The sequence below is a fragment of the Thermoplasmata archaeon genome, assembly GCA_035632695.1.
Taxonomy (GTDB): domain Archaea; phylum Thermoplasmatota; class Thermoplasmata; order RBG-16-68-12; family RBG-16-68-12; genus RBG-16-68-12.
The window spans coordinates 1-24717 of record DASQGG010000060.1 but is presented as its reverse complement, the minus strand read 5'-3'; the positions used below and the strand labels follow the sequence as shown (position 1 = coordinate 24717).

17 protein-coding genes, 1 tRNA gene and 1 rRNA gene are annotated in these 24717 nt (G+C 67.4%); 5 read left to right on the top strand and 14 right to left on the bottom strand.

The genetic code is table 11. The features are described 5' to 3' along the window. Positions 1 to 56 precede the first annotated feature (56 nt). From VEY12_04860 to VEY12_04845, 4 genes are all read right to left on the bottom strand, one after another. On the bottom strand, positions 57 to 2837 hold the full coding sequence (locus VEY12_04860) for a DNA-directed RNA polymerase subunit A' (GenBank protein ID HYM39461.1): 2781 nt from the start codon (positions 2835 to 2837) through the stop codon (positions 57 to 59). A gap of 5 nt (positions 2838 to 2842) precedes the next feature. Continuing rightward, positions 2843 to 6436 carry a DNA-directed RNA polymerase subunit B gene (locus VEY12_04855; GenBank protein ID HYM39460.1) on the bottom strand — a complete coding sequence of 1198 codons (3594 nt, stop codon included), beginning with the start codon at positions 6434 to 6436 and terminating at the stop codon, positions 2843 to 2845. 3 nt (positions 6437 to 6439) lie between these two features. After that, positions 6440 to 6691, bottom strand: coding sequence for a DNA-directed RNA polymerase subunit H (locus VEY12_04850; protein ID HYM39459.1), 252 nt, complete (start codon positions 6689 to 6691; stop codon positions 6440 to 6442). A 59-nt stretch (positions 6692 to 6750) separates the two neighbouring features. Beyond that, positions 6751 to 6914 (bottom strand) — tRNA-Lys (locus VEY12_04845). Positions 6915 to 7125: 211 nt separating this feature from the next. On the opposite strand from VEY12_04845, the gene VEY12_04840 reads away from it, so the two are divergent. Together VEY12_04840 and VEY12_04835 are read left to right on the top strand one after the other, a co-directional pair. Next, positions 7126 to 7296: a zinc finger domain-containing protein gene (locus tag VEY12_04840; GenBank protein ID HYM39458.1), complete on the top strand. Its 171-nt coding sequence runs from the start codon at positions 7126 to 7128 to the stop codon at positions 7294 to 7296. 8 nt (positions 7297 to 7304) lie between these two features. Beyond that, the gene (locus VEY12_04835) at positions 7305 to 7565 is read left to right on the top strand and encodes an elongation factor 1-beta (protein ID HYM39457.1); all 261 of its coding nucleotides are present in this window, start codon (positions 7305 to 7307) and stop codon (positions 7563 to 7565) included. Positions 7566 to 7568: 3 nt separating this feature from the next. Here the strand turns inward: VEY12_04835 and VEY12_04830 are convergent, their stop codons facing one another. The 6 genes from VEY12_04830 to VEY12_04805 form a co-directional block, all read right to left on the bottom strand. Next, positions 7569 to 8303 carry a phosphate ABC transporter ATP-binding protein gene (locus tag VEY12_04830; protein HYM39456.1) on the bottom strand — a complete coding sequence of 245 codons (735 nt, stop codon included), beginning with the start codon at positions 8301 to 8303 and terminating at the stop codon, positions 7569 to 7571. After that, entirely contained in the window at positions 8300 to 8953 is a 654-nt protein-coding gene (locus VEY12_04825; protein HYM39455.1) for an ABC transporter permease, read from the bottom strand. Before VEY12_04825 ends, VEY12_04830 begins: the two co-directional genes overlap by 4 nt. Beyond that, on the bottom strand, positions 8947 to 9768 hold the full coding sequence (locus VEY12_04820; protein ID HYM39454.1) for a substrate-binding domain-containing protein: 822 nt from the start codon (positions 9766 to 9768) through the stop codon (positions 8947 to 8949). Before VEY12_04820 ends, VEY12_04825 begins: the two co-directional genes overlap by 7 nt. A gap of 142 nt (positions 9769 to 9910) precedes the next feature. Further along, positions 9911 to 12226, bottom strand: coding sequence for an amino acid permease (locus VEY12_04815; GenBank protein HYM39453.1), 2316 nt, complete (start codon positions 12224 to 12226; stop codon positions 9911 to 9913). A 42-nt stretch (positions 12227 to 12268) separates the two neighbouring features. Then, on the bottom strand, positions 12269 to 12871 hold the full coding sequence (locus tag VEY12_04810; protein HYM39452.1) for a Rab family GTPase: 603 nt from the start codon (positions 12869 to 12871) through the stop codon (positions 12269 to 12271). 103 nt (positions 12872 to 12974) lie between these two features. After that, entirely contained in the window at positions 12975 to 14270 is a 1296-nt protein-coding gene (locus tag VEY12_04805; GenBank protein ID HYM39451.1) for an MFS transporter, read from the bottom strand. A 140-nt stretch (positions 14271 to 14410) separates the two neighbouring features. On the opposite strand from VEY12_04805, the gene VEY12_04800 reads away from it, so the two are divergent. Both VEY12_04800 and rrf read left to right on the top strand, forming a co-directional pair. Continuing rightward, positions 14411 to 15361 carry an A24 family peptidase C-terminal domain-containing protein gene (locus VEY12_04800; protein HYM39450.1) on the top strand — a complete coding sequence of 317 codons (951 nt, stop codon included), beginning with the start codon at positions 14411 to 14413 and terminating at the stop codon, positions 15359 to 15361. 48 nt (positions 15362 to 15409) lie between these two features. Further along, a 5S ribosomal RNA gene (gene rrf, locus VEY12_04795) occupies positions 15410 to 15529 on the top strand. 190 nt (positions 15530 to 15719) lie between these two features. Here rrf and VEY12_04790 read toward each other — a convergent pair. The 4 genes from VEY12_04790 to VEY12_04775 form a co-directional block, all read right to left on the bottom strand. Continuing rightward, positions 15720 to 19691, bottom strand: a complete 3972-nt coding sequence (locus VEY12_04790) for a hypothetical protein (GenBank protein ID HYM39449.1) — start codon at positions 19689 to 19691, stop codon at positions 15720 to 15722. Positions 19692 to 19777: 86 nt separating this feature from the next. Then, the gene (locus VEY12_04785; protein HYM39448.1) at positions 19778 to 20473 is read right to left on the bottom strand and encodes a MarR family transcriptional regulator; all 696 of its coding nucleotides are present in this window, start codon (positions 20471 to 20473) and stop codon (positions 19778 to 19780) included. Between the two features lies 1 nt (position 20474). Then, positions 20475 to 21344: an ATPase domain-containing protein gene (locus VEY12_04780; protein HYM39447.1), complete on the bottom strand. Its 870-nt coding sequence runs from the start codon at positions 21342 to 21344 to the stop codon at positions 20475 to 20477. Positions 21345 to 21411: 67 nt separating this feature from the next. Then, a complete protein-coding gene (locus VEY12_04775; protein HYM39446.1) occupies positions 21412 to 21750 on the bottom strand; it encodes a thioredoxin family protein in 339 nt (112 codons plus the stop codon). 171 nt (positions 21751 to 21921) lie between these two features. Between VEY12_04775 and polC the strand changes: the two genes are divergently transcribed. After that, on the top strand, positions 21922 to 24717 hold a 2796-nt coding region (gene polC / locus VEY12_04770; protein HYM39445.1), incomplete at its 3' end, for a DNA polymerase II large subunit.

Below are 24717 nucleotides of genomic sequence, written 5' to 3'. Positions count from 1 at the left end.
CTTCTTCGACAGCCCGCGGTTCCGTAGGGCCTGGATCGTCGTCGCGCGCGCCATGCTCACTCCTCCGACGGAGGTTCTTCCTCCTCGACTTCGACTTCCTCCTCGGAGATCTCGACGTACATGTCCTTCTCCGTGAGACCGTAGGAGGCCATCTCCTGTTCGCGGAGGCGTTCCTTCCAGGACGGCTCTTCGCCGAGAACCTCCTGGAGGATGTCATCGATGTCGACGGCTCGGCCCTGGACGCTGCGACTCGGATCGACCCCATCCTCACCGAACCGGAACTGGATGATTGTGTCCGCCGTGTTCCGGACCGTGCCGTCCTCCTTGACCTTGAGGTCCTCGAGGGCGTTGATCAGCCGGCGCTGCATGTAGCCCGAACGGGACGTCCGCACCGCGGTGTCCACGAGACCTTCGCGGCCGCCCATCGCGTGGAAGAAGTACTCCGTGGGATGGAGGCCCGACTTGTAGGACGCCTTGACGAAGCCCTTGGCCTCCGCGCCGAGGTCGCCCTTCTTGAAGTGAGGGAGGGTGCGGTTCCAGTAGCCGCGGCTCAGGCGCTCGCCCCGGACCGCCTGCTGTCCAATGCAGCCCGCCATCTGGGACAGGTTGAGCATGGACCCGCGGGCGCCCGACCGCGCCATGATCACCGCGCTGTTCTCCATCCCGAGGTACTTGCCCGCGATCTGCCCGGCCTGGTCACGCGCGCGGCCCAGGATCTTCATCGCCTCGACCTCGAGGGTCTCCTCGAGGGACCGGCCCGGCATCTGCTCGAGCTCGCCCTGGCGGTAGGACTCGACGAGCTTCTCGACCTTGTCCGTGGCCGCCTTCAGGCCGTCCGAGATGTCCTTCTTCGCTTCCTCGGGGATGTCCTCGTCGTCGATGCCTGTCGTGAAGCCGCGGACCATGATCGCCCCGATCGCCATCTTCGTCGCCTTGTCGAGGAACTCCCGGGCGACGTCGGGGCCGTAGTCCCGGGCGAGCTTGTCCACGATCTTCCCCTTGAACGCGCCGATCGCGTTCTCGTCAATAGTCCCGGAGACGTTCTTCCCGTCCTTGATGATCACCAGGGAATCCTCGTCGCGGAGCTCCCGCAAGCCGATGTCTCCCTTCGGAGCGATGGACGACTTGAACGTCATGCTCAGGTCCTTGGGCAGGACCATGGAGAAGAGTTGCTTGCCCGTCCAGAACTCCTCGCCGCCCTTCTTGATCTCGGGCTCGGGGAGCTCGTGGAGGTTGATCTTGCTCAGGATGAAGACGGTCTCCTCACGGGTGAACTTGGAGTCCTTGTGGGTCAGGAGGAACCCGCCCGTGATGTGGTCGTGGATGCCGCCGATCACGGGGCCGCCGAACCGCGGCGAGAGGATGTGCTCCTGGACGCGCATGAGGACGCGAGCCTCGGCGCGGGCCTCCTCGCTCTGGAGGACGTGCAGATTCATCTCGTCCCCGTCGAAGTCCGCGTTGTACGGCGGGCAGACCGCGAGGTTGAAGCGGAACGTCTTGTGCGGCATCACGCGGACCTCGTGGGCCATCATGGACATCCGGTGCAGGGAGGGCTGCCGGTTGAACAGGACGATGTCCCCGTCCACGAGCTGCCGCTCGATCACGTACCCGATCTCGACGGCCTCGGCCACGACCTCCGCGTTCTTGTCCGTGACGCGGATGCGCCGGCCGTCCGGCCGAATCACGTAGTTCACGCCCGCGAGATACTCCTGCAACGGGCCGAGCGGCGTCGGACCGCGCTTGACCCAGTCCTTCACGATCTCCACGTTGTAGGCCTGGACGTGCACGGGGACCGTGAGCTCGCGCGCCGCTTCCACGGGGACGCCGACCTCGTTGATCGAGAGGATGGGGTCCGGGGAGATGACCGTCCGCGCGCTGAAGTTCACCCGCTTCCCGGACAGGTTCGAGCGGAAACGGCCCTCCTTGCCCTTGAGCCGCTGGACGAGGGTCTTGAGCGGCCGGCCGGACCGGTGCCGCGCGGGCGGGATGCCCGCGGTCTGGTTGTCGAAGTACGTGGTCACGTGGTACTGGAGCAGCTCCCAGAGGTCCTCGACGATGAGCTGCGGGGCTCCCGCATCCCGGTTCTCCCGGAGCCGCTGGTTGATCCGGAGCACGTCGACGAGCTTGTGGGTCAGGTCGTCCTCCGAGCGGTCGCCGGATTCCAGCGTGATCGAGGGACGGACGGTCACCGGCGGCACGAGCAGCGCGGTCAGTACCATCCACTCGGGCCGTGCGACCTCGGGGTTCATCCCGAGCACTCGGAGGTCCTCGTTCGGGATGCGCTCGAGGCGCTCCCGGACTTCCTTGGGCGTGAGCTTGTGGCCGTCCTCGCGGAAGGTCGTCGGCTTGTCCAGGGTGATCTTCCCCTGGTCCTCGCCGCAGTGGGGGCAGCGCTGTCGCTTGGTCGCCTCCCGGGCGGTCTCCTTGGACACCATGCCGACGTCGGTCACGTCCCCGCCGAGGTCCTCGACCTGCTCCATCTCCGCCATGTACTCCATGGCCTGCTGGCGCGTGAGCAGGAGTCGCCCGCACCGCCGGCACGTCGCCTGGAGGAGCTTCTTGATGTCCTTCACGTACCCGACGTGGATCACGGGCATCGCGAGATCGATGTGGCCGAAATGGCCCGGGCAGTCGTCCACCTTGCCGCCGCAGGTCTTGCAGCGCAGGCCGGGCTCGATGACGCCCAGGTGGGAGTCCATGAGGCCCATGTCGATCGGGAAGCCGTCGTCGTCGTACGTGTCCGCGGTGATGATCTTGGTCGCCGACATCCGCCGGATCTCGTCCGGGCTGAGCAGCGCGAACTTGATCGCGTGGATCCGCTTTGTGACGCCTCGCATGGCCATCATCGCATGTCCTCCAGTTGCAGCCGCATGACGACCCCCAACGAGAGGAGCTCGTCGAGCAGGAGCTTGAACGCGTAGGACGTCTGCACGGGGTAGATCTTGGACGTGTTCTCGCACACGGGGCAGCGGAGGTTCCCCTTGCGGTCCTTGATCGCGAAGTGCCCGCACTCCGGGTTGCCGCAGACGTACTGGATCGTCCCGTCGGACTCGTCCAGGAGGCGGTCCTTGATCACCATGGCCGCGCCGTGGCCGATCAGGCAGTCGCGTTCCATCTCGCCGAACCGCAGGCCGCCCTGGCGGGACCGGCCTTCCGTGGGCTGGCGCGTGAGGATCTGCACGGGGCCGCGGCTCCGGACGTGGAGCTTCCCCGAGACCATGTGGTGCAGCTTCTGGTAGTAGATCACGCCGATGAAGATCTCCGCGGGAATCATCTGGCCCGTCATGCCGTCGTAGAGGATCTCCTTCCCGTTCGAGCGGAAGCCGTTCTCCTCGAGGCCCTTGCGGAGCGCCTCCTCGCGCTCGCCGCTGAAGGGCGTCCCATCGATCTCGCGACCCTCCATGGACCCTACCTTGCCGCCGATCTGCTCCAAGACGTGGGCGACCGTCATCCGGGACGGGATGGCGTGGGGGTTGATCACGAGGTCCGGGATGATCCCGTTCGCGGTGAAGGGCATGTCCACCTGCTCCGCGATGAGGCCGATGACGCCCTTCTGCCCGTGCCGCGACGCAAACTTGTCCCCGAGCTCGGGGACGCGCAGGTCGCGGACCTTGACCTTGGCGAGCTTGGAGCCGTTCTCGGACTCCGTGAGCATGACGGAATCGACCCAACCCTCCTCACCGTGGCGGACGGTGACCGAGGTCTCGCGGCGCTTCTGCGGCGTCAGGAAGTCCGTCTCCTCCTCGAGGAAGCGCGGCGGGCTCGTCTTGCCGATGAGGACCTCGCCCCCGGTGACCTTGACCTCGGGCGAGATTAGGCCGTCGTCCGGCGTCAGGTTCGCGTAGGACAGGTCGGCTCGGGCACCGCGGACGTCCGGCGAGGGGATCTCGAAGTGGTCCTCCTGGCCGCCGGGATAGCGGCGCTCCTCCGCGCGGTACGTGCGCATGAAGGACGATCGCCCGAGGCCGCGGTCGATGGAGGCCTTGTTCATCACGATCGCGTCTTCCATGTTGTACCCATGGTACGACAGGACCGCGACGACGAAGTTCTGACCCGCGGGCCGCTCGTTGAAGGAGACGTACTTCATGGAGTCCGTCTGGACGAGGGGCTTCTGGGGATAGTGGAGCAGATGGCTCCGGGTATCGGGTCGCAGGCGGTAGTTGCTCTGGCCTAGGCCGAGCGATTGCTTCGCCATGCCCGAACCCATGGTCACGCGCGGCGAGGCGTTGTGCTCCGGATACGGGATGACCCCCGAGGCCACGCCCAGGATAATCATCGGGTCGACCTCGAGGTGCGTGGTCTCCTTGATGATCAGGCTCTTCACGTGGAAGGTCTTGTGGCAGAACTTGCACTCGAGCTCGGCGTCCTCGTCGCGGGCCCCCATGTCGACCCAGGTCACGTCGTTCCGGCTCAGGGGGTGCTTGCACTCCTTGCACCGCGCCGGGACGTCGTACGGGTAGACCGCGATGAACGTGTCCTCCTCCTCCTCCGCGTCGACCCACTCGACGACGCCGTTCCGCACGAGGTCCGAGAACCGCAGGCGGCCGAGCTTGAGGTCCTCGATGTGCTTGCGCGACAGGACCAGGTGGCCGTCCTTGACCACGAGCAGGGGGCGCCGGATGCGGCCCTCGTCGCAGTTCAGGATGATCTCGCCCATGTTCTCGTCGAACCGCACGTTGACCTCGTGGCTCAGGAGACCTGAGCGTCTCCGCTCGCGGATCTCCGCGACGAGCATCTTGGGGTCCTCGTGCAGGCCTACGAGGTCTCCGTTCACGTAGACGCGGGTGAGCTGGGTCTGCTGGCCCTTGACCTGCTTCGTCCCCAGGTCGGAGAGCAGGAGCTTGACCTCGTCTTCGGGGAAGCCCTCGGACACGTCGATCACGAGGGCGCAGTTCTTCACGAGGCCGCAATTCTGCCCTTCCGGCGTCTCGTTCGGGCAGAGCCGCCCCCACTGGGTCGGGTGCAGGTCCCGCGCCTCGAAGTGGGGCTGGGATCGGGTGAGCGGCGACGTCACGCGGCGCAGGTGGCTGAGGGCGGACATGTTCGACGTGCGGTCCAGCAGCTGGCTCACGCCGGCGCGGCCGCCGACCCAGTTCCCCGTGGCCAAGGCATGCAACAGGCGCTGGGTGAGAAGATCCGGCCGGATGGCCGAGGAGATCTTGAGCTCGCGGTGTCTCGCATAGGACCTCTCGAGCTGGTACTTCAGGTCCTTGATCACGTTCGCGAAGGCGACGCGGAAGAGGTCCTCCATGAGATCTCCCGCCAGCTTGAGCCGCTTGTTCGCGTAGTGGTCCTTGTCGTCCTCCCGCCGCTTGCCCAGGGAGAGCTCGAGGATCGTGCGCGCGACGCGGCCCAGGAAGATCGCCTTCTTGATCCGGTCCTCCCGGGTGTCGCCCAGGTGCGGGAGGAGGCTGCGGTCCAAGATGGACTCGACCTTCTTGATCCGGTACTCCTTGGCCTGGCCCGTAGCGAACTTCTTCTCGAGGTAGCTGATCGCGTCATCCTTCGTGAAGATCCCGTTGGGCGGGTAGTTCTTCTTGTTCTGGCACTCCTCGATGTTCGCGTACACGATGTTGGCCATCTCGGGCGCGGAGACGATCGCGTTGTAGATCTCCTCGTCCTTCTCCATGCCCAAGGCCTTCATCAGGATGATCAATGGAATCTGGCCCGAGGCCGTCGGGACGGACACGATGAGCTGCCCGTCCTTCCGCTTCTCCATGAGCGTGAGGGCGCGGTACCCTTCCTTCTGGGAGAAGACCTTGGCGACCTCGACCTTGCGGCCGTACCGCTCGTTGAACTCCACGAGGACTCGGTTCGGAGCGAGGTCTTCGAGGGAGATCAGCGCGCGCTCCGTGCCGCCGATGATGAAGTACCCGCCGGGATCGTACGGATCCTCGCCGGACTCGATCAGTTTCCGCTTGTATTCGTCGAGCGTGAGCTCCCCCTCGGTCTCCATGTTCTCCTTGTAGAGGAGGCAGCGTTTCGACTTGACCATGATCGGCAGGTTTCCGATGTGGACGCGCTCCGGCTCCCGCTCGATCCCGTTCTCGATGACCGTGAAGTCCAGGTAGATGGGCGCCGTGTAGTTCAAGTTCCGCAGGCGCGCCTCCATGGGGGTCAGGGGGTGCGTCGCCCCGTTGGCCTCCTTGACCACGGGCAGGCCCAGGGTGATCGTCGGCTTCGCCTCGAGGTCGATCCGTCCGCGCTCGTCCCGCTTGCGGCCGATCCGGATCTCGATCACGTCGCCCTCGGTGCGATCCTCGTCGAGCTTGATGATGCCGCGGCGGTCGTCCTCCGGGGAGGACCGCAGGTTGTCCACGATCCGCTGCATCCTCGAGTTGGGGTTGTCGATCGTCGGGAGAAAGTCGTCGAACGATGCGATGTGGTGGTTCACGATGGAGCGCTCTCGGAAGAACGCGTCAATGAGTTCTCTCATGCTCTACCTCCCGATGACCAAACGATAGGCTTCGGACACTCCGGCGGTCCCGCTCACGCGGGTGACCTTGATGATCCGCCCCTCCTCGATGGGGCCCTCGATGCGCTCGAGGACCTGGATCACGGGATCGCTCCGGTGGATCTTGGGGAGCTGGTCCTTCGTGATCCGGAGGCTCTGCAAAACGGCTTCCGCCTGGTCCTCCGGCACGAGGCGGTGCTCTGGTACCAGCTGGTGCTCCAGCACATTGAACCTCAACGGGGTTCCTCCCTGGGCGACCTCATTCGACCTGGCATGTCACGCGCCCGGGAGCCCTACGGGCCCGCGGGGATTTTCGGGGACCCGGCGCGGGCCGCAGGGCCCGTTCGAACCCCGGACCACCCGGTCTCTCTCCGCTTTCCTTGACGAAAAGCGGTTAAAAGCCGGATGCTCTTTCTAGGGACGGTGGGATCGCCATCCTACCTAGCTGAGCTACGGGCCCTCGGGCTGGCGGCGGCGACATGCGGACCGTTGCCAAAACCGCAGGTGTAGTTAAACTTTACGGCGCGGAAGAGACGGGCAGGGGGCCACGATCGCGGCCCGCCCGGCCGTCCCGCGGCACCTGCCGATTATTATCGGACGTCTGGAATGGAAATAGCCATGAGAAGTGCAGCACCACAACGTTTTATAGACCCCGTCCGTTCCGAGGCGACGTGAGCCCTGAGGAGAGCCGCTGCACCTCCTGCGGCGCGGTGCTGCTCGGGAAAGGCACGACGACGTTCCCCTGCCCGAGCTGCGGCCAAGCCAAGATCGGCCGATGCACACGCTGCCGCGACCAGTCCGTGGCGTACCACTGCCCCACGTGCAGCTTCATCGGGCCGTGAGGGGTTCCATGGGATCCGTCGCGATCACCTATCGGGTCATGCCTGAGGACGTGTCCACGGACATCGACGCCATCCGCGAGGGGATCCGCAAGACGCTGGGGCCTGCCATGAAAGGGATGCAGGTGAAAGACGTAGCGTTCGGGCTCCGAGCCATCCTCACCCTCGCCGTGGTCGACGACGCCTCGGGAGCGGCGGAGCGACTCGAGCACGCGATGGCCGCGATCCCTGGGGTCGGCAGCGTCGAGGCGATCGACGTCACACTCGTGTGATCCTCAGTAGGCCATCTCGCCGCTCAGGAAGGCCTGCGTTTCGCGACGGGACGGATTCTCGAACACCGCGTGGGTGGGGCCTACCTCGACGAACGCACCGTCCAGGAGCAGCCCGACGCGCTCCGCGAGGCGCTTGGCCTGGAACAGGTTGTGCGTCACGATGACGACCGTGCAGCCCGTTTCCGCGCGGTATCTCCGGGTCGCCGACTCGAGCAGGCGGACGTTCGCCGGATCCAGGTTCGACGTGAACTCGTCGAGGAGGAGGACCTCGGGTCGGAGGACGGTCGCCCTCGCGAATGCGACGCGCTGCTGTTCCCCGCCGCTGAGCCGGCCCGCGAGCTCGCCCGAGCGGTCCAAGAGCCCGACGAAGTCCAAGGCCGCGAACACTCGACCGCGGATGTCCTCCTCGGGGACGCCCCGCAGCCAGAGCCCGTACGCCACATTCTCGAAGACCGTCGCCCGGAACACGGTGGGGTTCTGCGCGATGAGGCACATGCGCCGGCGCTGGGCAAGCGCCTCCCGCGTCCCGGGACGCAGGGCGCGGCCCTCGAACAGGACGTCACCCGCGTCCGGAGTCTCCAGGAGATCAAGGAGGCGGAGGACGGTCGTCTTGCCCGCGCCGCTAGGCCCCAGGACCCCAAAGATCTCGCCCGCCTCGATGGCCACGTCCAGGCCGCGGAGGACCGTCTTCCCTCCGAACGCTTTGCGGATGCCCGAAAGGGCGAGCGGGACGGTCACACGATGCCCTCCGACTCGAGCCGCTGGAGGGCCGCGAAGACCGCGAACGCCAGGACGAATAGGATGATTCCGAGGACGGTCGCCTCGAAGTAGTTCGCCTCCGAGGTATCCAGGACGATCGCCGTGGTCAGCACGCGCGTCTGTCCTGCGATGTTGCCGCCGACGATCAGCACGGCGCCGACCTCCGAGATCGCGCGCCCGAAGCCGACCATGACCGCCGTGAGCACCCCGAGCCGGGCTTCATGGATTGCGGTGGACCGCCACTGGCGCTCGTCCGCACCGAGGGTGAGGGCGGTCTCATGGAGTCGCTTCTCGACGACCTGAACCGCGGAGATCGTGACGCCCGTCACGATGGGCGCCACGAGGACCGCCTGCGCCAGGACCATCCCGATGGGCGTGAAGAGCCACCCGAGGAAGCCCAGCGGGCCTGAGCGGGACAGGAGGAGGTAGACGAGGAGCCCCGCGAGCACGGGAGGGAAGCCGTAGAACGTGAAGGCGAGCGTCCGCACGAAGTTGCGCCCCCGGAACTTCTTGAGGGCGATGAGCGCGCCCAAGGGGATGCCGAGCACGCTCCCGATCAGGGTGGACGTCCCCGCGACGAGCAGGCTCAGGACGACGATCTGCGCCAACGCGTTCCAGTCCGTCAGCACACCCCGCTGTCGGCCGGGTTGTAGTCCGGCGTGAAGAGACGATGTCCCCCGATCTCGTACGCCCCGATCAGGGCCTGGCCGCGGGGGGACACGAGCCAATGCGCGTACTCCAGGGCGGGGTTCACCTTGACGTTGGGGTGCAGGGACGGACTCACCACGATGATGTGGTACTGGTTGAAGAGGAACGGATCGCCCGCCACGAGGATCTGGAGTTTCAACGAGCCCTGGAGCGCGTAGAAGGTCCCGTCGTCCGTGAGCGTGTACGCGGACTTCTCCGAGGCGACCGTGAGCGTTGCCGCCATCCCCTGGCCCGTGTCCAGGTACCACGAGTCGTCCGCGGCGGTCGGCGTGTAGCCGACGCGCGCCCAGATGGCGAGCTCCTTCACGTTCGTGCCCGAATTGTCGCCGCGGGAGATGAACGTGGAGTTCGTCTGCCAGATCTTCCGGAACGCGGTCGTGGCGTTCGTGAGCCCGGAGATCCCGGCGGGGTCCGAGGCGGGGCCTACGATCATGAACCGGTTGTACATGACCGCGCTTCGGCAGAGTCCGTTGCCGTGGGCCATGAAGGGGAGTTCCAGGGAGGGCGCGTGGACCATGGCGACGTCCGCGTCTCCGCGCGCGGCCATGTCGAGGGCCTGTCCCGTCCCGACCGCGACGTACTGCACCTGGATCCCCGTGTCCGCGGCGAAGAGTGGGTCCAGGTAGTCCAGGAGACCCGTGTCCCGGGTGCTCGTGGTCGTCGCGAGGATGATCGAGGTGGCCTGTTGCGACTGGTAGGATAACGCGAGGCCCGCGACCATCAACACGATGGCCACGGCGAAGGCGAGCCTCCATCGCATCGCGAATCGCGGAAAGGGGGGCGGGGATCGTTCGGGTTCGCCAAAGGCCATGCGGACGGCAATCTTCCCCTTCTAATAAAACCGCGGGACCGTCGTCGTGGGGGATGCAGGCTGGCCCTTAGCTCCCGCTCGCCGCCGTCGCCGGGCGGAGGATGAGCACGGGACACGTCGCAAGCTTGACGATCCGGTCCTCCACCGGGCTCAACGGGAAGCGACGAAGCCCGCTGGGGGAGGAAGCTTGAATCGCCAGGAGGGACGCTCCGGTGGACTCCTGGATCGCGACGGGCTCCCACGCGTGGGTGTACAGGATGCGGTGGTCCACGGGGACCCCCAGGCGGTGGCACTCGTCCAGGAACGGCCTGGCCTCCGCCTTGATCCGGTCCGCGTCGGAGGGCTCGCCGGCCAAGCTGACCACGTCGATCGTGGCGCGATCTTCCTGGGCGAGGATCAGGGCGAGGTCCCCCACGCCCGCAAGGCTCCAGATCGGGGAGGTGAGGACCACGATCCGCTTTAGCGGGTGCTGCATCCCCTTGGTCTTGAAGACGACGACGTCGCAGGGCGCGTTCTCGATCAAGTAGTCGATGTTGCTCCCCAGGATACGCCGGTCCCCCTCGGGGCGTTCCCCGCGCCAGCCCATGACCAGGAGGTTCACGGCCTCCTCCCGGATCGTGTCCAGGATGGTCTCGTACACCTTGTAGCCGATCTTGACCACGGGCCGCGTGTCCACCTCGAGCCCGGTGCCGATCCTTGCCAGATGCTGGAGCCCGCGGATCCGATCGTCGACGTAGCGGAACCGGATCGCCTTCGGAGGGAGGTTGCGGGGGATTTCGACCACGTTGAGCAGGCTCAGCTCCCCCTTCCTGGCGCGGGCCACTCGGGCCCCGAACGCCACGAGCTCCGTGTCCCCGAACTCCCGGAGCGGCAGGAAGACGCGGTACCGCTCGAGCTCCACGCGGTCCTCCGTGGTGGTCAGGACCGTGGTCACGTCGGAGTGGGAGGGTGCCGGAGGACTCCGGAGGCGCCGCCGACCGCCCGACGCGAAGTAGTAGACCAGCCCGAGGGCCATCCAAGCGCCACCGACGTACGTGGCCACGGTCCCCGTGGGCAATGGCACTAAGGATCCCCCGGTGGCGGGATAGTTCACCAGCAACGCCCCGACGGCGAGGTTCCCCGCGACCGCCACGATGGGCAACGCCGGGACGAGGGGCATCCGGAATCCGGGATGGCTCCGGCGTTCCTTGCGACGCAGGGCGATGACGGCGGCATGGACGAAGGCGAAAAGCCCGAGGAAGGAAAGGCCCGCGAGGATCGCGAGGGTCTCGATGTTGAAGATGAGGAGGATGCCGGAGCCCAGCGCGGTGAGACCCAGGGCGAGCGGGGGCACCTCCCGAGGCCCGATCTTCGCGATGGCAGCGGGGAGCAGTCCATCGCGGGCCAGGCTGAACGACGTACGGACCGCCGACGTGATGCTCGCGCTCAACGCGGCGTACATGGAGACAATGCCGACGACGAGGAAGGCCGCGCGGATCCACGGCTGGCCCAGGGAGAAGTGGCTGATCGCCGCGAGGAACAGGTCCTCCGACGCGCCGTGGCATGCCGCGCAGTCGGGCCATCCCGCGAGATACCTCGACGGGGCATTCCCGAGGACCACCAGGAAGAACAGGAGGTACACGGCGAGGGAGAGCCCCACAGCCAGGAAGATGGCACGCGGCACGGTGCGCTCCGGCGCCTTCGCATGATCCGAGAGCTGGGCGACCGTCTCGAACCCTTGGAACGCGATGAAGAACACGCCCGCACCGAGGACGACTCCCAGGATGTCCGGCGATGAGCCATCGACCGAGGCGACGCCCGGAGTGCTCCCGGGAAGCCACGCCGCGAGGCCGACGGCGAGCAGGAGCCCGATCAACGCGACCTTCACGATCGTCGCGCGGCTCAGGGACCGCGCGGAGACGTGAACCCGCGCCAGGTGGCTCGCGGCCGCGATCGTCAGCGCCGCCGCGCCCACGAGCGGCGCCGCACCGAGGTTCGCCGCGAAGTAGGCGCTTGCTGGGGCAACGAGTTGCAGCAGGAAGAGGCCGAGTCCCAGGGCACTCATGGAGGCGACGGCCATGGCCCCGCCCCAGGAGAGCCAGCCACTGAGGAAGCCGCTGGGCGCCGGGAGCGCGGACCGTACCCAGGCGTAGGCGCCCCCGGACGCTCCCGGCCGTCCCGAGGCGAGTTCCGCATAGGCCATGCCGCCCAGCAGGGCGAGCACGGCCGCGAGCGCGACGCTCGCGAAGGACCACGCGGCCGCGGTCCGGAACGTCGCGCCGAGGAGAAGGAACACCGCGGCCCCGACCATGGCCCCGACCGCGGCCATGGTCATGTCGACCAGGGTGAGATCTCGGGTGACCCGAACCCGTACGGCGCCGCTGCCGCCCGTCGGCGAGGACACGGTCGGAGAAGTTGGGGTGGCTACTTGAGGCTATCCGGAGGCTCAGGCGTCCGAGGAGGTGCCCGACTTCGCGATGGTCTCGCCCAGGCTGCGGAACACGGCCTCGACGTTCTCGCCCGTCTTCGCGGACGAGTAGAAGTACGGGGCGTCGAAGGCCTCCGTGGCCTGTTTGACCTGCTCCTCACCGAACGCGGCCTGGTCCTTGAGGTCCATCTTGTTCACCGTGAAGACCACGGGGATCTCGCCGACCGTCCGGAACACGGACTCCACCCAGGAGTCCAGGTCCTCCAAGGTATCGTACCGGGTGATGTCCGCCACGGCGAGGATCCCCTGGGCGCCGTGGAAGTACGCTTCCCGCAGCAGCTCCCGGAAGCCCTTGGATCCCATGATGTCCCAAATCGTCATGTCCATCTGGATGGCCTCCGCGCCCTTCGGGGCAAGGGTCATCTCCTTCTTGGACACCTTGGCGCCCAACGTGACGATGTATCGGTCGTCGTACTCATTCAGAACGTACCGCTTGATCAACGAGGTCTTGCCGACGGCGTGCTCGCCGACCAAGCAGATCTTGACCTTCATCCGACGCGGCTCGCTCATGTTCGTCCGACCGGGAACGGCGCCCGGGTTTACGCCGAGCGACGTCAGCATCCCTCCAAGGTGTATTTAGGCATTTGTGACTGATTCCGTGTCGGCACGACGGGCTCCGCGCCGGCTCCCGCCGTCGCCCCCTACGGGGACCCGCTCGGGTGGCTTAGCGTTCGAGTCGCTGGGGCTCGTGGATTCGAAGGAGCACGACGAAGGAGAGGACGAACGCGGGGACGGCGGCGAGGAAGGGGAGGACGGGCGTGACCGCATAGAGGTACCCGCCGAGGATCTGCGCCGGAATCGAAGCGAGGAGGGGCAGCGCGCTGAAGATGGCCATGATCCGTCCGCGGATCATCCTCGGCACGATGCCCGCCTGGAGGGACGTGAGGGGCGGGCCGAGGAACGCGGTCCCCGTGCCGCTGACCACGGACCACGCGACGAGCTCGTCGACGTCCTTCGCGAGGGTGAAGAAGTACTGGTTCAACGGGACGGAGAGGGAGGCCAGCACGACGGCCTTCTTGAGCCCCACGCGCTCCGCCAAGCTCGCGGCTGGGAATAGCAGGAGGAGGATCACCAGGGAGGTGGCTCCGACGAGGGCACCGTACTCGTCCGGGGGGACGCCCAGCGACTGGACGAAATACAAGATCGAGAAGGAGGCCGTGAGTCCGACCCCGAACGCGCTGAGAATCGCGTAGTGCAGGAGGCGGTGCACGTCGCCCCCGGCCGCTTGATATGCGGCGCGGCTCTCCCGAATCACGGATCGCCAGAACCGGAAGAAGGTCACGGGAGCCTGGGGGGTATGGGTCTCCTTGAGCGTCAGCGCACGCCACGTGATCCCCAGAACCCCGAACGCGCCGCTCAGGAAGAATGCGATCCGAAGGCCCTCCACGTTCCCGAGTCGCCCCGCGAGAAGGCCACCCACGTAGGGAGCGAACAGGGAAGGCAGGGTGTTGATCACGGAGTATGAGGCGATTCCGCGAGGCCGAAGGGCCGGCTCCATGGACTCCGTGAGGGCCGCGCTGAACAGGGGCCCGTAGATCCCGGCGACGGAGCCGACGACGACGGGGAGGTAGAGCCAGCCCGCGCTCGGGATGAACGAGTAGATGAACCCGTTCGCGACGCCGACGAAGCTGAAGAGGATGATCGCCCGCTTCCGTCCCCACGCGTCCCCCACGTAGCCGCCGATGAGTTCGACCGCGGCGATGATCGCGGAGGACAGAGCCGCCAGATAGCCGATGAACACGACGGAGGCGCCGAGGTTGTAGAAGTACAGGGACTGAAAGGGGGAACTCATGGAGCCGCCGACGGACCACACCGTCGAGGTGGCGGTCAGAATCCACGCGTTCCGCGGCAAGTAGAAGGCGTTGCGGATGCGCCGCAGGATGCCGGTTCGCCTCGCGGGCGCGGCGACCCTCCCGGGCCCGGATCCCGCCGAAAGGGATTGCGTGCCGCCGTTCCGCATGGGATGCCTCCGGGGGGTGAACCGTTCGAGGGTGGGCGGCTATTCAAACGTGTCGCCGTTGCTCCGTGAAATCAGAACTGGATGCGCGCCGCGGTCAACGAGGTCGAACCCTTGAAATAAGGAGGGCCCGATGCGCGCCTGTGGACGGCTTCGCGGTCGCGCGCGTCCTCGTCGGCGCCGGCTTCCTCGTCGTCGCCGCGGTCCTCGACGTCCGCACGCGACGCGTGTGCGATCCCATTTGGATCGCCATGGGGACCGCGGGGCTCGCGGTGCTCGCCCTGGACATCCTGACGTCCGCAGGGTCCGTGAACGACTGGCTCCTCTTCGGTTCCGCGGCCATCCTCTTCTATGCGGTCTTCTTCGGAAACCCCCTTCTCGACGAGGATGGGGTTCACGTCCGCCCCGTACGCCTCCTACTCCTGGCGGTCGCCGCGATCAGCTTTTTCGCAGCGGTCCTCCTCCCCAACCCGGTCGATTCCATCTTGCTTCGGTTTGGCGTCCGGGGCCTCCCGCTCTCGGAGTTCGCCTCGGTCCCGATCCTCATGATCGTCTACCAGGGATTCTTCCAGCTCGGCCTCCTCCGGGGGGGCGCGGACACGAAGGCCATGATGGCCCTGACCCTCCTGCTGCCCTACTACCCCGACCTCTCGCCGTTCCCGGCGCTTGCGATGCCCTCGAACGTCGCCGGCGCCATGCGGACCGTGTTCCCCTTCTCCCTGGTCGTCCTCCTCAACGCCGCGATTCTGTTCCTCGCCGTGCCGGTGGCCTACCTGATCGTGAACGCAGTCCGCGGCGAGTTCGAGTTCCCGCAGGCCCTGTTCGGGACCAAGGCGTCCCTCGACGGACTCCCGCCCCATGTCTGGCTCATGGAGCGCGTGGATCGCCGCGGCGAGCGCGTGGCGGTCCTCTTCCCCTCGCGGTCGAAGGACGAGGCCGAGGAGGTCGCGAAGCTCAAGGCCGCCGGCGCGGACCGGGTCTGGGTCCAGCCGAAGGTGCCGTTCATGGTCCCCCTCCTGATCGGCTTCGTGCTCGCATGCGTCGTCGGCAACCTGATGCTCGGCTTCCTGACCGCGGTCCTGCCCCATCCCTAGACCAAAATCCTGAAATAGCGCGTGCACTGTGGGCGTAGCAAGCAGTGGTTTGACGGCCAAAGCGGCGGGGATACACCCGGTCCCATCCCGAACCCGGAAGTTAAGCCCGCCCACGTTCCCTGCGGTACTACGGTGCGCGAGCCCGTGGGAAGCCCGCCCCGGCCTGACCGGGGCTTGGGCCGGCGACCTAGGTACGTTAGCCGTCCATCCTTGTGGTGGACGACGAAGCGTGCCGTTCTAACGGCCGCCGGTCCTTGGGACGCTGTCAGCCACTCACCCTTTCTTGCGGCCCCGAGCCGCCCTGCGACTACGCCGGCCCTCCATGCCGCGCGATGCGTGTGATTCCACGCAGGCCATGTCAGAACGATTCGGCTGCGTCGGGAGGGGAAGCCGAGGTTCGCCTGGCCCTGGCGCGAGCGCGGCGCCGGAGGCCCACGATCAAGAACGGTACGGCGATCACGAACGCGAAGTCGCTCAGTTCTGGAATCGCGACCACCGCGGAAGACTTGCTGGCGGCCAGGGTGTATCCGGCCGTCGAGGTGTAGTTGAGGAATCCCCAGTTCACGATCTGGCTCCCAGTGAACGTGGGGGAGACTTGGGCGAGGATCGTGAGCGAGTGCGGGCCTGGCGCGACGTTTGTGAAGTTCCAGTAGTACGTGCGGCCGCGGACTGCGGTGGCCGGCGGATTCGTCGTGATGTTCACGAGGCCGCTCGGGAGGGTGTCCACGACGGACACGGTCCCGGCGGGAACCGACCCGGTGTTGTTGTAGTAGATCGTGTACGTGAGGTACTGCCCCGGGACGGCCTGCGCGGGGGAGACCGTCTTCACGATCGTGACCGCAGGACGGTGGTATGCGAAGCCGACCGCCGACGCCCCGCTGCCCGCGAAGTCTCCGTGGACGTCCGTGTAGACCAGGCTCGCGGTGTTCGTCGTCACGCTGCCATCCGTGCCGTTTCCGTTGACCTGCACGTTGACCTGCAGGGTGTTGTGACTGCCCGGAGCCACGTTCCGGAACAGCCATCCGTACATCGACCCGAACACGATACTCGGGGCGGTGCTCGCGGACACGTACGTCACCGTGTTCGGGAGCGTGTCGTTGATCCACACCCACTTGGCGTTGCCCTGGCCCGTGTTGTTGAAGTAGATCAGGTAGGTCAGAGACTGACCGGGGACCGCGGAAGTCGCGCTCACCGTCTTGGCTACGGAGACCACGGGGCCGTTCTTAGGCGGCTTGGCGAACGCGCCCAGGGTGAACGTGGCCACGTTCTTGTCGGGCACGGCCACGTCGTACTGCTGCTGCCAGTCCGAAGCGACATAGACGACGCGGTACCCCGCGCGGAGGTTCAGCTGGCTTGCGTTCACGGCGAGCTCCAAGCGGTGAGCGTCCAACGCGGCCTGGGCCGGACCCACGTACTGCCACGTCCCGTTCGCGGAGGGCGCATAGAGGGCGCTCGAGTTCACCTGCCCGTTCCGGCCCACGACGGAGACCGCGTAGTCGAAGCCGTACGTGAGGTTCCCCACGCGGTACCGGATCCCCGTGGCCGAGGAGTTGTCCGCATCGATGTACGCATACATCACGTCGACCCCGGTCTGGGGGACGTAGGGACCCGGCGGCGGCGTGGTGTTCGTGGGCGGCGTGTACGGACCCGGGCGGACGATGTTCATGGGGACGTCCTGGCCCCCCAGCATGACGCCGCTGACCTGCAGGTACCCCGTGAAGTTCGCACGCACGTCCACCGCCGTGGCGAGGAGGTCGATGTTCGCATCGTAGATCAGGTTGCCCGACGGATTCACCACGGCGCCCGCGGGGTTCTGACCGTACGGGCGCCCGGCCCAGTCTGCGAACGCGCCATCCACGGTCGGCGAGCTCGGCGCGGCGACCTGGTAGTCGAGCGTGGTGTCCGCGGGTCGCAGGCTGGCCGTGCCGTTCCCCGAGATCCCGGTGACCAGGAGCCCGAAGGTCCGCCCCGCGGTCATGTTGGCCCACGTGGCCCGGATCCAGAGGGTGGTGGGCGCGGACAAGGTCACGTTGACCGGCACCCGGGTCCGGGCCCCGGCCAGGACCGCCGATCCGAGGAACGGGTCCTGGGGCCCGAACGTGCCGTTCCCCGTGTCGCGGTAGACGGTGAGTGTGACGGAATCCATGGAGGATCCGCGGCGGCTCACGTTCAGCGCGGTCAGGGTGGGCGATCCGCCCAGGGAGAACAGGTTCACCGCCTGGATCGTCGCCGTTGTGTTGGTGATGATCCCGGGGGCCACGGTCTTCTGGCCCACCACGACGGTCGGCTGGCCCGGCTGAATCAGGCCGGCCATCCCGTCCCGGTATCCTTGGTTGTCCGCGCCGTACACGAGGACGCGGGCCGACGCCGGGTCCGTGCCGAGCGGGATGCGGAGCTCGGCCTCGTTCCCCTGGAAGGCCGCGTCGACGCTGCCCACGGACAGGAAGTGCTTGAAGTCGTTCGATTGGGCGATGCCCGTCTCATTGAACAGGTAGAGGCCCGTGCTCTGGATCTGGCCGTCCCACCCTGTGACGATCGCGAGGATGTCCGCGCCCATGCCGCCGATCGGATAGCCCGTGTTGGGGTTCCGGTCCGTGTCCACGAAGACGAGGAGGCTCTCCGTCCCGTTCGTCCACGGCGCCTGGAAGAAGAGCCCTTGGACCTTCGCGTACACGTACAGGTTCGAGACGTCCGTCGCCACCTTGACCTCGAGGATGTTGATGTCCGGGTTGTACACGTTCGGAGGGGGTGTGTTCACGTACGCCGTGAACCGCGCCCACTCGCTGAAGTTGTGGTCGATGGCGATGGGCGCGTAGGCTCCCGGGGCGGGCGAGAGGACGCTCGCGAGGATCGGGACGAGGACCATGAGGGCGACGACGGCCGCGATGCCGACCAGAGAGCGCGCCCAGTGCGGCTGGGGCGGGATGCGCCCGGGCCCGAAGCGGCCGCGGCGGCCGTTCGTGAACCCGTTGCCGTTCACGAGACCGTTCGTCCGGCCGTTCGTGAACCCTCCGAGGCCGTTCGTCGCACCGCGGCCCGTCCCGACGCCGTTCACCGCGCCGTTCGTCAGCCCGTTCACGCGGCCTTCCGCGAGCCCATTCACGCGGCCGTTCGTGCGCCCGTTCACGTGACCCGTGGACAGGCCGTTCGTGCGACCCGTCAGGGAAGCCGAGGACGAAACGAGGCCCGGGGCCCGGAGGCCCACGACCTGCGCCTTGAGCAACTCGTCCTCGCGCCGCTCGAGGGCATCGGCCCGCTCGAAGCAGGCGCGGGCCTCCTCGACGCGGCCGATCCGCTCGAGGATTTCGCCCTTCGTGCGCCACGCGACCACGAGCTCGGGATCGTGCTCCAGGAGGGCGTCGTAGTGGCGTAGGGCGTCCAGCAGGCGCTCGCCCTCCGCGGACGGGGCGGCGGCGGCTCGGACCTGGCCCCACCGGGTCGGGAGGAGGGAGAGGTCGCCCTTCGACTTCAGGATGTCCAGAACCTCGAGGCGGTACTCCTCGTCCTTGGCGGGGTCGAGTTCCGCGGCCTTGGCCAGGCTCTCCGCCGCATCGACCGCGCGGCCCACCTTGGCGAGGACGCGCCCGCGCTTCGCCCAGACCTTCTCCAAGCTGGGGTCCGCCTCCAGGAGCTTCTCGTACTCCTCGAGCTCGTCGTTCAGACGGTCCATCTCGGTCCGTGGGGCCGCCTCCGCGACGCGCTGCCAGCGGCTCAGGAAGCCTTCCGCGAGACCCTTCCCGTTGTGGCCGTTCGCGGCGACCTCGGGGGTCCGGTTGCGGTTGTGGCCGCAGATCGTGCACTCAAGCGCGACGTCCTCCTGGTAGGCCCCGCACTGGGGACAGAAGCGGGTGGGGTCCTCGGGAGGGACGGAGAGCCCGGGGAGGATGGCCGCCTGGAGGCGCGTGTACTCACGGCCGCAGACCTCGCAGCGGCGGGCGTCGCCCGCCATGACCGCGCCGCAGTCCGCGCAGAGGCGCGGCGGGGCCTGCTCGTCCTTCAGGAAGCGGTCAATCTCGTGGACGGACGCCTCCTCGCTCGCCTCCCCGAAGGAGACGCCGCAGAAGGGGCACTCCGTGGACGCGGGCCCTGCGAAGGATCCGCATTCCGGGCACAGGAAGAGATGGCCGTCCTCGTCCCGTCCGCGGGAATCGTGAACCAGACGGTGGAGGGCCTCGAGATCGTGGGGCGTGAGGCCCTCCACGGACGCGAGCTCCTGGGGGGTGGCCGCGCGGAGATGCTCGAAGGTCGGGAAGAGGTCCGCGACCCGCCGAGCCTTCTCCGCGGAGAAACCGGGGAGAACTCGTAGCCACTCGAGGTAGCTCTCGTCCATATTCGGGAAGGCCGTTGTGCGTCCCGGATAAAGGGGGTTATATCGTGCGTATCAGCGTGAATATCCAATCCGTTACCATGTCTCGCTCAACGCTCGGACTTCCACGCGGTCACGTAGGGGTCCAGGGGAACGTCGAGGACGATCCGCTGGGTCGTCGATCCGAAACGGACGACGAGTCCGGAGTCCTCGGACCGGAGGAGCTCCGGGGAGAGGCGCTCGTCCGCCAGGCGACGCAGGAAGGCCTCCGCGAACGCCTTGGCGCGCGGGCGATTCGCCGTCCGCTTGTGGCCGAGGAGGTCCGTGGGATAGTGCCGACGGAAGCGCCCGTCCTCCACCAGGGTCACGAGCCCCAGGTCGCTGAGCTCGGACGTGATCTTGCTCGCGCTCTGCCGCGACAGGCCCACGGCCGTGGCAAGTTCGAGGAGGGAGATGCCCGGCTCGCCGTAGCAGGCCAGGAGAACGGCCGAGCGACCCGGGGCCGCGAGCAACCCGAACAGGGCGGCGTCCACGGGATCGATGAGCCCGCGAGGGAACGCCCGCGTCCCGTCGGATTCGATGTAGCCGCTCTCCAGAAGGTCGCGCTCGTGCCAGCGCACGGTGGCGTGGGACATCCCGAGCACGCGGCCGATCTCCCCGACCCGCGCGCAGGGCCGTAGGCAGAGGTACCGGAAGAGCTGGCGGCGACGCGCGTTCGCGAGGCTCGGCCCCTCGACCTCGAGGTCCTCGCCGGGTCCCTCCTGGGCCAGCACGCTCTGGAGGGCCCGTCCCAACCCCCGACCCATGTCACTCGACCGCCTGGTACTCCTGGAGAATCAGGTCGAGGACCTGCTCGGGCTTCAGCGTGCGGAAATCCTCGTCCGTAAGTCCGTCCAGGGACTTCTCGAGCCGTTCCCGCACCTCCTTGGGGAGGTTGCGCGTCATCAGGAGTTGGCGGAGCTGGGACGGGGCCTTCGCGGTGACGGGGCGGTGCGCGTCAATCCCCTGCAGGACGATCCCGAGCCCGCGCACGATCTCGTACGGGTGGGGGTCCGCGTCGTGGCGGCTGTTGCGGCACTTGATGATCTGGAGCTCCCGGGTGTGCTTCCCCGGGGCGCGGTCGAAGCGCAGGTGAATCACGCAGTCCGCGAGGTACATCGGGATCACGGTCTCCGGGCCCGTGAGGTCCGTGGCCCCGTGCTCCTCCAGGGTGCAGAGCACCGTGCCCACCTTGCGGGTCTGCTTGAGCATGAAGCCAATCAGGTCCCGCTGCTCGTAGAGATCCTTCGTGGCCCAGAGGACCGGGGTGAGCGGGTCGATTGCAATCCGCGCGTTGCTCCCCTTCCAGTCCGACACGAACGCGGGAAGCTCCTTCCGGATGAAGTTCGAAAATTCCCGGCCCGAGGCGTCGATGAAGACGAGGAGCTCCTCGTCCAGGTAGTCGAGGATGTCCGACCAGCCCATCTCGACGGCCTCGCGGATGATCTGCTCCTTGTTCTCGTCCAGGGACACGAAGACGCCTTCCTGGCCGTCCTGGAGGCCTCGGCGGATGAACTGCGTGGCCAGCGTGGTCTTCCCGGCGCCGGAGCGGCCGACGACGACGGTCGTGGAATTCTCATTCACGCCGCCGTCCATGAGCGGGTTGAGTCCATAGATTCCGCTCGTGATTTTGCGCACGACGTTTCCATCGAGGCAGGGGCATTAAAAGCGTGCCGACCTGAGAATCGGACCTGAGAGACAGGGGTCAGGAGACCTTCGAGGCGACGCGCTGGACGAAGGCGTCCGTGGCCTTGCGGTCGATCCCGTACCCCAGGACGCCGTCCTGCCGATCCACGAGGTCGCCGGCCCGGAAGAAGGCAAGCGTGGGGACCACATCGACCTCGTAGTCGTCCCAGAGCGGGTTCGATTCGTCGTCCAGGTAGACGCTCGCGAAGCGCCACGGCCACTTCGCGGCGATCTTGTCGAACTCGGGTTTGTACCGACGGCAGAAGGGACACCAAGTGGCCCAGAACAAAACGACCGTCGGCTCCTTGGACTCGAGGACCTGTGCATGGAACGCCTTCGCGTCGTGAACCTCGAGCACCGGGCCGGAGCACGCGGCGGTGAAAAATAAACCTTGAGCGCGCTCCCCTCGGCGAACGTCGAACCGCACGCGCAGTCCACGTGCAAAGGAGATATACCCGACCCGGGGATACGGCGGCCCGCTTCTCCTTCTCGCAGGGATGAGATGAGTTCCCCCATCGCGTCTGAGGACGTGAGGTCCTACTTCCAGAAGTTGCAGGACGGCGTCGAATCGAGCTACCGGGTGGCGCGCGCCGCACGGGCCAAGGGCTTCGACCCCGAGCTCGATGTGGAGATCCCCCTCACGGACGACCTCGCGTCCCGCGTGGAGCGGCTCCTCCACGAGTACGACGTGGAGGGCGTGGCGCAGCGCATCCGGGAGCTCGCGAAGCACCACGACCGGGAGGAGCTCGCGATCCTCGTGGCCAAGGAGATGGCCCGGCGGCCCGCCCCGAGCAAGGAGAAGGCCGTCGATCGCGCGGTCCGCGTGGGACTCGCCATTCTCACGGAAGGCATCCTGGTGGCCCCCCTCGAAGGCCTCGCGGGCGTCAAGGTGAAGAAGAACCGGGACGGCTCGAGCTACGTGGACCTCTTCTACGCCGGCCCGATCCGTTCCGCGGGCGGGACCGGGCAGGCCCTGAGCGTCCTCATCGCGGACGTCGTGCGGCGGGAACTCGCCCTCGGGAAATACCAGCCGACGCGCGAGGAGGTCGAGCGCTTTAAGGAGGAGATCCCGCTCTACAAGCAGGCCCAGCACCTCCAGTACACGCCCACGGACGAGGAGATCACCCTCATCGTCTCGAACTGTCCCGTGGGCCTGAACGGCGAAGGGACCGAAGAGGCGGAGATCAGCGGCTACCGGGACCTCCCGCGGATCGAGACGAACCGGATCCGGGGCGGCGCATGCCTCGTGATCGCAGACGGGATGTGTCTCAAAGCGCCGAAGATCCAGAAGCACGTGAAGAAGCTCAAGATCGACGGATGGGAGTTCATCGATGCGTACCTGACCGGGAAAGCGACCCATCCCGAGGAGACGAAGGATGATATCGGCGTGGAGCCCAGCGAGAAGTTCATCCAGAACATTGTCGCGGGCCGACCCGTGCTCTGCCACCCAAGCCGCGCGGGCGGCCTCCGGCTCCGGTACGGGCGTACGCGGGCCACGGGCCTCGCCGCCCTCGCGATGCACCCGGCCACGATGCACATCCTCGACGACTTCATCGCCATCGGCACCCAGGTCAAGACGGAGCGGCCGGGCAAAGCGGGCGCGATCACGGCCTGCGATGCGATCGAAGGCCCGCTCGTCGTGTTGAAGTCGGGAGACTTCGTCGAGGTGAACGACGCCGCCACGGCGAAGCGACTCGCCCCGGACGTCCGCGTGATCGCGGACCTCGGGGAGATCCTCGTCCCGTTCGGCGAGTTCCTGGAGAACAACCACGTTCTGATGCCCGGGGCGTTCTCCCTGGAGTGGTACGGTCAGTTGCTGCAGGAGAAGGTCCTCTCGTTGCCCGAGGGCTGGCGGGTCGCGGAGGCGGCGCAGGCCCTCGATTGGTCGCGTCGCCTCGGCATCCCGCTGCATCCCCGGCACAACCTGTTCTGGCACGACCTGACGGTCGAGGAACTCCGCCAGCTGCGCACGTTCGTCGCGGCGCATGCGGCGTGGTCCGGGGACCGGCTGAGCCTGCCCCCGGACGAGGACATCCGCGAGCTCCTCGTCCGGCTGGGTGCGCCCTTCCAACTCCAGGGGGACCGGGTCGTGCTCGAGCGGCACACGGAGGCGTTCCTGGCCTGCCTAGGGATCCGCCGGAGCGGAGACGCGTGCGTCCTCTCCGAGGAGACGGCGGTCACGGAACCGCTCGCGTACGTGTCCGCGTTGGCCGGGTTCCCCGTGAAGGCCCGGGGCCCTACGCGGATCGGCGCGCGCATGGCCCGCCCCGAGAAGGCCGCGCCCCGGAAGATGCAACCCGCGCCGCACTCCCTCTTCCCGATCGGCCACGACGGCGGCGCCCAGCGCCTCGTTTCCGAAGCGATCGGGAAGGACGCCATCGAGGTCGAGGTCGGGCTGCGGGTCTGCGAGCGCTGCGGCAAGCGCTGGTTCCTCCCCGGATGTTCGTGCGGTGGCCACACGGTCCCTCGGGGGCTGCCCGCCCGGCAGAAGATTCCGCTTCCCGAGGTGCTTCGCATGGCCCTCGAGCGCCTCGGTGAGCCCAAGGCCCCGGAGATCAAGGCCGTCATGGGCATGATCTCGAAGACTAAGACGCCGGAGCCCCTGGAGAAAGGGATCCTCCGCGCGAAGCACGAAATCTTCGTGTTCAAGGACGGGACGACGCGCTACGACATGACGAACCTGCCCCTCACACACTTCATGCCCGCGGAGGCCGGAATCCGCGTCGAGCTCGCTCGCCGGCTCGGCTACGAGCGGGACATCCACGGGCAACCGCTCGAACGGGAGGACCAGGTGCTCGAGCTGCGCACCCAGGACATCCTGATCGCGGACTCGTGCGGCGAGTACTTGCTTCGCGTCGCCGCGTTCATCGACGAGCTCCTCGAGAAGTACTACGGCCTACCGCGGTTCTACAACGCGGCGACGGTCGAGGACCTTCTAGGCCAGCTCGTGGTCACGCTCGCCCCGCACACGAGCGCCGGCGTCCTCGCCCGGATCGTCGGGTTCACGAAGGCTCAGGCGTGCTTCGCCCATCCCTACATGATCGCCGCGCGCCGCCGGAACTGCGACGGAGACGAAGACTCCCTGATCCTGCTCCTGGACAGCCTGATCAACTTCTCCCGCTCCTTCCTCCCGGACAAGCGCGGCGGGCTCATGGACGCGCCCCTGGTCCTCACGATGCGCATCGACCCGAACGAGATCGACAAGGAGGCCCACAACCTAGACCTCGCGCCCGCGTACCCGGTCGCGCTCTACCAGGCCGCCGAGCGGTTCGCGCACCCGAAGGAAATCGAGCACGCGATCGACACCGTGAGCAAGCGGATCGGG

Bases quoted from the DNA above. Each gene is read 5' to 3' on its own strand.
- VEY12_04860 (HYM39461.1), bottom strand. From the start codon at position 2,837: ATGCGAGGCGTCACAAAGCGGATCCACGCGATCAAGTTCGCGCTGCTC.
- VEY12_04855 (HYM39460.1), bottom strand. From the start codon at position 6,436: ATGAGAGAACTCATTGACGCGTTCTTCCGAGAGCGCTCCATCGTGAAC.
- VEY12_04835 (HYM39457.1), top strand. From the start codon at position 7,305: ATGGGATCCGTCGCGATCACCTATCGGGTCATGCCTGAGGACGTGTCC.
- VEY12_04810 (HYM39452.1), bottom strand. From the start codon at position 12,871: ATGCTGACGTCGCTCGGCGTAAACCCGGGCGCCGTTCCCGGTCGGACG.
- VEY12_04805 (HYM39451.1), bottom strand. From the start codon at position 14,270: ATGCGGAACGGCGGCACGCAATCCCTTTCGGCGGGATCCGGGCCCGGG.
- VEY12_04790 (HYM39449.1), bottom strand. From the start codon at position 19,691: ATGGACGAGAGCTACCTCGAGTGGCTACGAGTTCTCCCCGGTTTCTCC.
- VEY12_04785 (HYM39448.1), bottom strand. From the start codon at position 20,473: ATGGGTCGGGGGTTGGGACGGGCCCTCCAGAGCGTGCTGGCCCAGGAG.